Here is a 9,860-nt window from a genome sequence, read left to right as displayed (position 1 = left end):
AAGTACCACGTAAGTGTGGCAGATCCTCGGTAGGGGGAATCCATGTCATTCGTTATACGTTTAAGGAGCGTTGAATGTTCGATGATTTTATTTATGAATTTAAAATGCATAGAGTTCTAAAGAAAGTAGCTCGTCAACGCGTAGCTATAATTCTTGAACCTGGGAATGTTCCAGTAGTAGAGCGCGCTATCGGACGGGATGAGGAAACCAAAACGTTTTTATTAACCGCCCAAATTAGAGGTTGGGTTGATGTTTTGCATGAAAATATGCCGACTGGTAAAATTGATGGTGATGGAAATATGCTCTCAGACCAACCGTTTACGTCAAAAGAAACTCACTGGAAATTAACAGATTCAGGTTGGGCTGCTATTCAAAGGCGGCATCAACTATCAGTTTTAAGTCTAGGGGTTGCTATAATAGCAATTTTGATCGGAATAAACGTATAACAAATGCATCAACACGATTTGCTACATTCGGCATTCTAGGTTTCTTTGAGTTTACCGTGTTAAGTGGTTAATTATAAGAGCTATTGGCCTAACAATACTCTGTATTAGGATTTATCAGGCCTATCAATTGTTTGAAAATATTTTATCGCTAATGGATCTCAGAGCTTCGCTAACGAATCAATATAGTGATGGTTCTGGCTCATTTTTATCGTCATCTTTTGATGAATATGCAAGTCCTATTTACAGAAAAATTTGGCTTACATTAAGAGAGCTTTTGGTTGTAAGCATTATGTCTTATTACTTTCTAAAGAAAGGTCGTATCGCGTTTGATCTATTATCAACTAAGGAAGCATCAAATGATTAACTTAGCAAAATGTTTAAGAAATTACCTAGAAGAAAATTCCAATAATATTGAATTGCCTTTTATTCATAAATTTCCAAGGGATTGCTGTGAAGTTACTACATTAATTCTTTCTCTTGCCATTTCTAAAAATAAATTAAATAGCACGTATGTTGTTGCTAAAGGGTATGACCGTGCTAATGATGCTTGGCATTACTGGCTTGAATCTGAAGAAAGAATTATTGATATTACAGCGGATCAATTTGGTCGAAGTTTATTGTTTGGTTCTAATGACAACTGGAATCATAGTAAATTCTCAGATTACGAATTAATTGATCCCCTCGAGTTCGTTTCAAACAATGAAATATTTCTTTCAAATATTAAAGAATTTGCACGGGTAGTCTCGTCATTAAAAATATAACAAGTTGCTTAAACGTAATAAAAACAGTTGGTTATCGCTACGCGATTTTAACCAACCATTTTTATCCGCTTAGCAAGGCGTTAAGCGCAAGCATATTTCAATTTCAATTTCAACAATTTGGATAATTTAGAGGTCGGTATTAATGAATGATGTGAGTGATCAGGAAATTTATGGACGTTTATCATTGTGGTTGTCAGCTGTAAGTGAATGTAAAAAATTGCTGAACTTGAGCAAAAAATCTTCTGAGACAGCGATTGAAATCAGCCAAAGGTATGATGGAAAAGTTGAGTTGCATCATGGTTTTCCTTCGTTCGTTGAGTGTATTCAAATGACTGACTACAACAAAATGCTTGCTGTTATTTTTTTCAGTCAAGCATTTAATACTGGCAACGAAGACAGTGGTGTTGCTGCGAGAAATACTCGAAGATTTATCGAGGAGCACCTTGACAATATAATCGCTGAGTTCGTGAAGACAGAGTCTGAGAAAGAAAAGTTTTATGAATTTAAGGCAGAGATTCTTACTATAAGAAATCAAGTGGTTGGTCATGCTGATGCCCCCGCCTTTAAAATTAAACACGAGGGTGAAGGCTTTCTGACACAAAAAATGCACTGCGCTTCTGTTAGAAATATTGATATAGAATATTGGATTGAAATTATAGAACCTTTATGGTCAGCAATTCTTAAATATATGGAAAAATTTCAGCCAACCAGCGCCATACAAACAATTTAAGAGTGACTCCCCACGCTTGGCATTTTTGGTTTGGGTCAGGTTCAGTGTTTACGGCGCTCCAGTTGAGTGTCGTGGCTCACACCTTAATTGGGCGTTAGCAATACTCCGTAACAAATAGCCTTCTATTTATGGTGTGATATTCCCAATGAGAAGTTCTCTTTCCTTTCCTAACGGTGAAAATTAATGATTACAGAGCAAGATGTAGAAAAAGAAGTAGAAGATGTATTGAAAAACATCTCATCTCAAATAGAAAGTGAACTTTCTATTGTTGTTGGAGGGCAAGTTAGCTCAGGAAAGAGCTCATTTTTGAACGCTTTGTTTTCGTGCAAGCAGAGTGAACCAGTTTTCACTGTAGGCGCTGAAGCAGGGATAACAACAGAGCCCAAAGCATACAGAGAATTAGCAGAAAACGTTATTGTCTGGGACACGCCGGGACTGAATGACCTTGATGAAAAAAATGTTAAAACAACTAAAGATTTCCTAGCTAAAGGGCATGACTTAGCAATTCTGATTGTTTCTGGTGCTGCTGATTCTGGGCAAAAAGAAAATTATGAAGTCCTAAAAAGCAGTGTTCCAAAAGGAAATATGCTTGTTGTATTAAACAAAGCAGATAGTTTAAGTAAGGCGAACCGTGAGACTATTATCAGTCAATGGAAAGAGAAATTAGACTTAGCTTCCTCTGAAACTATTTATTGTTGTTCATCTCGTGGTTATGATCCAGAAGATAAAATCATTGATCAATATACCCAAGAAGAAACTCCAATTTCAGTTGATGACTTCGGCATCCCACGAACAGTTTTTGGTGTTGATGAAATTACAAAGGATATTGCAAAGAAGTTAGAAAAAATTAATAAGGATTTACTCTTTCTAAAGTCACAGCAAAATAAAAGTAAAGCAGCCTTGCTCGCAATTACAGCAGCATGTGTTTCTGCCGGCATCGCAGCATTTTTTCCGGGTAGCGGTGTAACGGTGACAGGTATTCAAGTTGGTGCAATATGCGGCTTATATTACATATACACCGGCACAATGTTGTCTAAGACTCAAGCATTAGCCATGCTACCTGCTTACGCCACTCAGGCGATAGGAAGAAATTTATTCCTATGGGCAAAATCAATTATGCCACCAACAGGCTACATTGATGCCGCAGCAGTTGGAATTGCGGTTACATTGACAGTTAGTATGCTCTTGACCGTTAACTATATGCTCAAAAATAACCTTGACCTTATGGATACTGCAGCTACGAAAGGCATCTTTGGAGATTTTGATAGCCAATTAGGAAAAATAGTAAAGGGAGCTTCAAAAACGGACTGGGCTAACCCGGATTTTTGGAAAAAAGTTATATCCAGACTCGTTTAGTAGTGTATTGCTAACAAAAGCATTTAAGAGTGATTCCCAATGCATGGCATTTTTCATTTCATCGTTGGGTATCGTGTTTACGTTGGTATGGTTAGGTTTCGTGGTGGCGTTATAGTTTGGTGATGTTGTCTTTAGTAAGGATAAACATGTTTAGCCATTCACCTTAATGTTCTTGTACAGCTTAAACTCGTTCCCAGCTCGGCCGTCCTTCTCAATCACAATAGACACGGTGTTCTTACGATAGTTGTACGAGCAGATAACCGGTTTTTTTAAGATTTCAGGTTTACCATTACGCTTGGAGTCATAGTTATACTCAATACCATCGTATGAGATTGACTGGTGGTTCAGTAGAGTTACTGGGGAACCATCCAAGTCGATATCTGCACCATCAAAGAAGTCGCTAGCCACTTCAATGACCTTCTCTCTACAAAGGGCGTCTAGGTTATCTTTTGGAGCAATAGAGCAACCAGCTAATAACGCTGAAGCAACTAAGTATGTAGTTAGCTTTTTCATTATTTGCCACCTTGAGCTTTCTTGTGTTCAACAAATGAACTTAACGCATCAACCATTAGTTGGGCGTCTTCAAGGCTGCGAGTTCTCAATACGTGTCTCATAGCGCTACCGTGTTCGTTGAATAAAGTCACGACGTACCATTGCTTAAACTTGCGAGTCCAATCTAGTAGCTTAATTTCAGCAATGTCCTCGTAATAGATACGGTTAGCCATTGTTCTAGTGGTAGTGCTTGATTCAGTTAGTACCAAGTTAGTAGAACCGATGCGAGTAGCAGAACCACTAGAGTGAGACACACTGCCAAACCCCCAAGCAAAATAATGGTCAGTAATCACGAATTGCTCAGGCTTCCAATTGTGGTGCTGCGTCATGATCATCTTATCAATTACGTAGACCGAGTCTTCTACTGGCAGGACATTGGCATCATATGCTATAGGGACGGTTCCACACCCAGTAACGGCAATAGACAATAGGAAAATGAGTGAAAATCGTTTGAATAAAATCATTGCTGTGCCTAATAAGGGGGATGTCTTTCTAATGGTAAAAAATAGTGAGCGCTCAAATTGAGAGCAATCTGAATGAAATGATAAAACCAACACCTGGCTGGTTTTAGGTCTTCATATCAATATTTAGGTTTTCTCGAACCACTTGGAAGGTTCAAAGCGTCTTCAAAGCTCCAATTACGGTTAACCCTGTTAAGGACGCCACGATAACTAATAAGAGGGTTCTTGTTCGCTACAATCAGCTCTTCTTGTGTATCGTAATACTTACCTTTGTATCTGTATTGACTTCGGTCTGGGTTGTTACTGCCACGCTTTTTAGTAAGCGCGTTCTCAAGTGACCAGTCATTTCTGAGCCGAGAGAGAACCAAATCACAATTAAGCCCAGCGGCCATATTGGTGGTTATCATTTCTGTCTTGCTGGGGTAAGTAACGCCAGCGTATATAACTTTAGTACGCATATAAATCTTGCCAATGCAGCATTGAAAAATCAGTACAGTGACTGAATTTGTAGTTAATGCTTTTTCATCCAGAATAGATCAATCAAAAGATTAGCTGAGTGAACGAAACTAATGACAGGAACAATGGACTCGTTCCTGCATTGGTAATCGGATTACTTAAAACAGGTAGGTAACGCCAACATTACCCATAACTGAAGTGGTGTTATCAAGGATAGGGCTCTTCTCAATTTCACTGTCCAGGTTCTCGTAGCGAACACCGCCAGTTAGACGCAAGTGCTTAGATAAGTACATGTAACCAGACAGGCCTACGAAGTAACGGCCAGACCAATCAGGCTTAAATTCATCGAAGCGAGTTCTGGACGCTTCAGCAGCAGATACGCCGTATAAATGTTCGTTAAGCTTGTCACTGTTAAGCGAGTAACCAATCGCAGGAATAAGGCCAAACGCGCCAAAGTTCATGTGATAGCTGTATCGAGTCTCGACATACAAGCCATTGTGAACACTACCAATGTCAGTACCAGCGCCTACACGGAACTCGCCAATATTGGTAGTAAGCACGTAGGCCGCCCCCCCCATAAAGGTAGAATCGCGATCATCAAGCTTTTTGATATCTGCATCGTCAGATTCACTAGCCTCAAGCGTTCGTGGGTCATACGCTGCGAAAAACACAATGTTGCTCACTGAACCTTTTGGCGCTAAACGGTAGCCAGCTTGAACACCCTCAATGAAGAAATGGCCATTGTCATAGCTCAGAAGTGGGAACGGTGTTACTTCCGTGTCGCCACCTTTGTAAACGTTAGGTGAGTAAGCAGCAGTAAGGCCTAAACCAAACTCTGAGCCTTTAGCGTTAGCAATCGATGGAATTGATAGTGCCGCGATCATTGCAGCGATTAACGTAGTTTTCATTGTTAGTTTCCGGTTGGCCTTTCGACTTAAAGGGTATCGCCCTTTTTTGGCAAAAAATCCCCGGCGATAGGAGCCGGGGGAAGATGGGGAAAATGAGTCTGACGTATGCCTGCGATCAAACTCCCCCGAAACCTCATCTAAAGCTGATGTCCTAGTTGAGGGCTGGCAAATGGTTGTTGAAATGTCGTGTCTTACTTTGGCAACGATTCAATCTGAGAAAATCACCATCTATCCTCTATATTCCGTTTGATCATGCGATAAACCAGAAATGCAGCGACAATGCATAGAACAGTCATCACGATGCTGCTAATACCAAGAAAAACGTAAATTGGTTCCACTTCTTCTCCCATCATTCTCTCCAGAAATAAGCCTTTGTGACTCTAACGCCATCAGTAACACACTAATATTTAATGATAACTTAAAGGTTAACACCCTTTATTTGGTCGTAGTTTTTGTTTTATCGCTAATTATTAATTAGCCAAAGCCAACGAACTGTTGTTATAATCGCCCAAAATAAGGGGTGCCACCCTTTATTTTGGGGAGTCTACGTTTAGTCGCACTTATCGTCAAGCTACTTCGTAACCAAAAGTCAGAATAACCGCTCAACTCTATTGGGCTTGGGTCCCTAAATTTGAACATAGGGTCACCCCTTACAAGAGTAAAACATGAAAAATCAGTACTCATTACCCTCTTAGCTATGTCTTTATTGGCACCAATTAACGCTAAAATTGGCGAACTGTTAGATATCGAGCCACCAGCTACGCAGCAAGAGCCGAGCATCCATGTTTTTTACGCAGTTAAGCGCTATATCGATTCAGTTTGGAAGTGTGCTTATGTGATCACTGGTGAGAGCAAAGTAAAGGTGGTTAGTTTCGGCCGCAATATCAACGCTGGCTACAAATACGAGGGTTCGCTACCAGCTCTAGAGACTGTAGAAGCTGAAGATGGTAGCCGAATTCTGACCTAGTTCTATCAAGCCAGATTGAAATGGCCGCTAGAAAGCTAATGGGGAAAATCTAATGAAATTCCTAATCGCAATGGTGTGGGCGCTGGCCACAAGCTGCAATGTGTTTAGTTATCGCAGCGCTAACGGCTTGAGCTCATAAGGCGCTTAACAAGAAAGTAGCTTTAATCGGGGAGTAGGCAAATGGTTGATGGTTTACGACTGGGTGAGTTTAAGCTTAGACAGCAAGAGAACTGACCAGCACTTCATAATCAACTATCAAATTAATAGGCAGACCATGAAAGCACAAAACACTTTAATGCAATCAGCACAAGAAATCTCTTCAATTACAGCCAACGGCATGGTTGGTGGTGAATATGCGACATTCATCGCTAAACGAGGCCTCAAAGGTACTTACACACTGGGCCGTAAGTTTGGTCTAGCAGAGGGCGAAGAACCGCACCACGGCTCTGCAGCAATGCCAGTTAAGGCACTTAAGGACGTGGAAGAACTTGTACGCTCGAACGGTGGCAAGGACTACTCACTCTGGTGTTACTACGTCAGTGAAGACGGCAAGACTCGCAGACGCAATCTGTATTCGCTAGACGCGCTTAACTTCAATTATCTCTCTAGCTAATTTTTAATCAATTAAAGGTAGTTGTCCGTTATTTGTGAGGGCAACTCTCACGGCAAAGTATTGGTTAAAGGGTTTAAGCGTAAATTCGCGAACCGATTCGAACGTAAACCGCGCAAAGCAACAAAGGCAGAAGCGCTTATCGAAGCCAAAAACATCGCGTACATGGAATACGTACAACGCGTCATCGGTTTGGCATTGGATTCACCAATCAAGCACGAAGAAGATTCAATGTTGTGTCACAACCTGGTGGCCATTCCTGGATGAGGAAACCGGACACGTTCAATTGTGATTGGCAAGAATTTCCATGCAGTACGGACTCATGCAGATAGGTGGCACCAGAACGGTTATCACTGGACATGCAATCTTTAGGTACATACAGCGTGAGAAAACGGACGATGTTGAAAAGGCCCTGATCGCACTGGGTAAGGAAATGCTTCACGTTGCTGCAGAACTCGACAACCAAGTGTCAAGCGTGGCGAGTTTTAGCGGAAAACCAAGAGATAGAAGTTACGAGCCTGACCGGTGGGAAGCTGTTTATCGAAGTGGGGGAAGTGGTTTCTGACGTTGAGCTGATATTTAGCGAACTGATCTTAAAAATCTACATCGATGCTGACAAGGTTGATAACCGAAACGGAGTAAGGCCGCCACAGTTCACCAACCAAGGCGATGGCAAGTTGATTTTGCACTAGGAATGACATTGCGAATTTTAAATAAAGAAATCCGAAAAATGAGAAAAATGGCTGGCTATTACGCCACTGAAGCTGGCCGTGATGAGGTGGCGCGAGGTTGCCACGATGAGGCGCTAGAGGTTGGCGGTAGTAGCCGCGACCAGTGGCTCAAAGAGTGGGACGAACGAAATGTTAAGTACAAAGAAATACTCAGCATCAAATTAAACAATCTTAATCAATCGGCCACCACAAATGGCCATTAAACAAAGAGCAATAAAATGAAAACCCTACTTATCGCACTAACACTTGTTTCTTCTTTCGCTTCAGTGAACGCATTCGCACACGGTGGTGGTGGTACTGGTGGCGTTCCAGTTCTGCCTTGCTTCATTGGTGACGACTACCACGGCACGATCTCTATTGTTGAGTGTGAAAACATGCGCTCAGCTAAAGAGAAGCTGGAGAAGACTAAGCTGCCTGTGCCACCAATGCGCCTTGAAACTGCATCTAAGTAACTAACCCCCAAACGCGGTGGCGCTTGCATAGGCCATCGCAACCAAATAGGTAAAACAATGAAAAAACTAGCCCTCACACTAATTACTGCGTCCATCCTTGCCGGTTGTGGTGGCGGTTCTGCACAGTCAAACCCAGACAGTGGCGTTCCAGTTACACCAATCGAGCCTAGCGATCCAATTGAGCCAATTGAGAACCTAGCACCAATCGCAGTAGTAGACGCTGAAGAACTGACGTACCGCTACCAGCCAGCAATCATTAGTGGTGTTGATAGCTACGATCCAGACGAAACGGCCGATATCACTTATGACTGGACTATCACAAGCAAGCCAGACGGAAGCAACGCGGTATTTAGCAAAGCAGATATGACCGCTGAGTTTACGCCAGACCTACCAGGTGACTACACGGTTGAGCTGGTGGTTAGTGACGGTGACAAGCTAAGTAAGCCAATATCAGCAACCATCAAGGCCGGTACGGTTATTTCAGGTGACTACGTACAAGACTTGACGCTTACCCCTAAAGATTCGCCTTACCTTGTAAGTGGAAGCGTGATTATCAACTACGGCACTACGCTTACTGCAGAAGGTGTTGAGGTGTACGCCATTAAGGGCCACGGTGGTATCTCAGTGTTTGGCGATATGGTGGTTAATAACTCAGTGGTGAAAGGCACTGGCATTTCGAACCAAGGCGAAAAGGTCGATGAACCAAGCTCAATTAAGATCACCAACTCGGAGCTGGACAACAACTCATTCCCTGCCAACGCGAGCAGCAGAGGCTCAATAATCGTAACTGACTCGGTTATTACCGGTACTGAAGAGCTAGCGCCATACGTCTGGTATCCAGTTCACTACCAAGTGGAGCGCAATGTATTTAAGTCTCCAGTGTGGTTTAGCATCGGCCTGAACGATGGTTACAAGGCCTCAATCAAGAACAACCGATTTGAGAATAGCCTAACCATGAAAAGCTGGGCCGGTTATCAATACGCTGGTGTGATTTTTCAGTACAACACGTTCGAAGAGCTTCCACGACTAATCCTAAACGGCAACCAATCGAAGATTGACGCTCGAGAGAACTACTGGCCAACAGACGACACGGACGCGATTGACGAAGCTATCAGCGATGGTAATGACGCTGGGAACATCAACAACATCATTGAGTACCGGCCAATGCTTCAGGAACCACACGTAGACACGCCAGCGGTAGGAACTGAGCATGTTGAAGATTACTAGAGGCGTGGGCCAGTCGGGGATCTTAACTGACGAACCCGGCAACTTTCTGTTCGAGATGAAGATCTGCGATAAGACCAAAGGCCAAGTTGGGCTAGGTATCACCAGCGACAAGGAAACAATCAAAATCTTCAGGGCCGAAAAGGCTATAGAAAGTCCAACAAAGGTTTGGAGCAACGTTAGCAGGTAAAGAATGCTGCACATCC

General features: G+C 42.4%; 16 protein-coding genes. 12 read left to right on the top strand and 4 right to left on the bottom strand.

Features of this window, described 5'->3' with window-relative positions:
• Positions 1 to 74 precede the first annotated feature (74 nt).
• The 4 genes from OQJ75_RS16890 (at position 75) to OQJ75_RS16875 (ending at position 3,293) form a co-directional block, all read left to right on the top strand.
• Complete coding sequence (locus OQJ75_RS16890) at positions 75 to 446, top strand: hypothetical protein (protein ID WP_265974138.1); 372 nt, start codon at positions 75 to 77, stop codon at positions 444 to 446.
• Between the two features lie 356 nt (positions 447 to 802).
• Positions 803 to 1,207: a hypothetical protein gene (locus tag OQJ75_RS16885; protein ID WP_265974137.1), complete on the top strand. Its 405-nt coding sequence runs from the start codon at positions 803 to 805 to the stop codon at positions 1,205 to 1,207.
• A gap of 142 nt (positions 1,208 to 1,349) precedes the next feature.
• On the top strand, positions 1,350 to 1,937 hold the full coding sequence (locus tag OQJ75_RS16880; RefSeq protein WP_265974136.1) for a hypothetical protein: 588 nt from the start codon (positions 1,350 to 1,352) through the stop codon (positions 1,935 to 1,937).
• A 183-nt stretch (positions 1,938 to 2,120) separates the two neighbouring features.
• Complete coding sequence (locus OQJ75_RS16875) at positions 2,121 to 3,293, top strand: GTPase (RefSeq protein ID WP_265974135.1); 1,173 nt, start codon at positions 2,121 to 2,123, stop codon at positions 3,291 to 3,293.
• A 150-nt stretch (positions 3,294 to 3,443) separates the two neighbouring features.
• Here OQJ75_RS16875 and OQJ75_RS16870 read toward each other — a convergent pair whose 3' ends face one another.
• From OQJ75_RS16870 to OQJ75_RS16855, 4 genes are all read right to left on the bottom strand, one after another.
• Positions 3,444 to 3,806, bottom strand: coding sequence for a hypothetical protein (locus OQJ75_RS16870; RefSeq protein WP_265974134.1), 363 nt, complete (start codon positions 3,804 to 3,806; stop codon positions 3,444 to 3,446).
• A complete protein-coding gene (locus OQJ75_RS16865; RefSeq protein WP_265974133.1) occupies positions 3,806 to 4,309 on the bottom strand; it encodes a hypothetical protein in 504 nt (167 codons plus the stop codon). Before OQJ75_RS16865 ends, OQJ75_RS16870 begins: the two co-directional genes overlap by 1 nt.
• 116 nt (positions 4,310 to 4,425) lie before the next feature.
• A complete protein-coding gene (locus OQJ75_RS16860; RefSeq protein ID WP_265974132.1) occupies positions 4,426 to 4,764 on the bottom strand; it encodes a hypothetical protein in 339 nt (112 codons plus the stop codon).
• 156 nt (positions 4,765 to 4,920) lie between these two features.
• Positions 4,921 to 5,670, bottom strand: a complete 750-nt coding sequence (locus tag OQJ75_RS16855; protein WP_145574770.1) for a MipA/OmpV family protein — start codon at positions 5,668 to 5,670, stop codon at positions 4,921 to 4,923.
• A 706-nt stretch (positions 5,671 to 6,376) separates the two neighbouring features.
• Between OQJ75_RS16855 and OQJ75_RS16850 the strand changes: the two genes are divergently transcribed.
• The 8 genes from OQJ75_RS16850 (at position 6,377) to OQJ75_RS16815 (ending at position 9,844) form a co-directional block, all read left to right on the top strand.
• A complete protein-coding gene (locus OQJ75_RS16850; protein WP_265974131.1) occupies positions 6,377 to 6,637 on the top strand; it encodes a hypothetical protein in 261 nt (86 codons plus the stop codon).
• A 274-nt stretch (positions 6,638 to 6,911) separates the two neighbouring features.
• Positions 6,912 to 7,250 (top strand): hypothetical protein, encoded by a 339-nt coding sequence (locus OQJ75_RS16845; RefSeq protein WP_265974130.1) that lies wholly within the window; start codon positions 6,912 to 6,914, stop codon positions 7,248 to 7,250.
• A gap of 21 nt (positions 7,251 to 7,271) precedes the next feature.
• Positions 7,272 to 7,514, top strand: coding sequence for a hypothetical protein (locus OQJ75_RS16840; protein WP_265974129.1), 243 nt, complete (start codon positions 7,272 to 7,274; stop codon positions 7,512 to 7,514).
• A 176-nt stretch (positions 7,515 to 7,690) separates the two neighbouring features.
• A complete protein-coding gene (locus OQJ75_RS16835) occupies positions 7,691 to 7,939 on the top strand; it encodes a hypothetical protein (protein ID WP_265974128.1) in 249 nt (82 codons plus the stop codon).
• Positions 7,940 to 7,947: 8 nt separating this feature from the next.
• Positions 7,948 to 8,181 carry a hypothetical protein gene (locus tag OQJ75_RS16830; protein WP_265974127.1) on the top strand — a complete coding sequence of 78 codons (234 nt, stop codon included), beginning with the start codon at positions 7,948 to 7,950 and terminating at the stop codon, positions 8,179 to 8,181.
• 15 nt (positions 8,182 to 8,196) lie between these two features.
• Positions 8,197 to 8,430 carry a hypothetical protein gene (locus OQJ75_RS16825; RefSeq protein ID WP_265974126.1) on the top strand — a complete coding sequence of 78 codons (234 nt, stop codon included), beginning with the start codon at positions 8,197 to 8,199 and terminating at the stop codon, positions 8,428 to 8,430.
• Between the two features lie 57 nt (positions 8,431 to 8,487).
• On the top strand, positions 8,488 to 9,657 hold the full coding sequence (locus OQJ75_RS16820; RefSeq protein ID WP_265974125.1) for a right-handed parallel beta-helix repeat-containing protein: 1,170 nt from the start codon (positions 8,488 to 8,490) through the stop codon (positions 9,655 to 9,657).
• Complete coding sequence (locus tag OQJ75_RS16815; RefSeq protein ID WP_265974124.1) at positions 9,641 to 9,844, top strand: hypothetical protein; 204 nt, start codon at positions 9,641 to 9,643, stop codon at positions 9,842 to 9,844. Before OQJ75_RS16820 ends, OQJ75_RS16815 begins: the two co-directional genes overlap by 17 nt.
• The last annotated feature ends 16 nt before the right edge of the window (positions 9,845 to 9,860 follow it).

Source organism: Vibrio sp. 14G-20 (genome assembly GCF_026241515.1).
In the GTDB taxonomy this organism is placed as follows: Bacteria; Pseudomonadota; Gammaproteobacteria; order Enterobacterales; family Vibrionaceae; genus Vibrio.
This window is presented reverse-complemented; position numbering and strand designations above follow the sequence as displayed.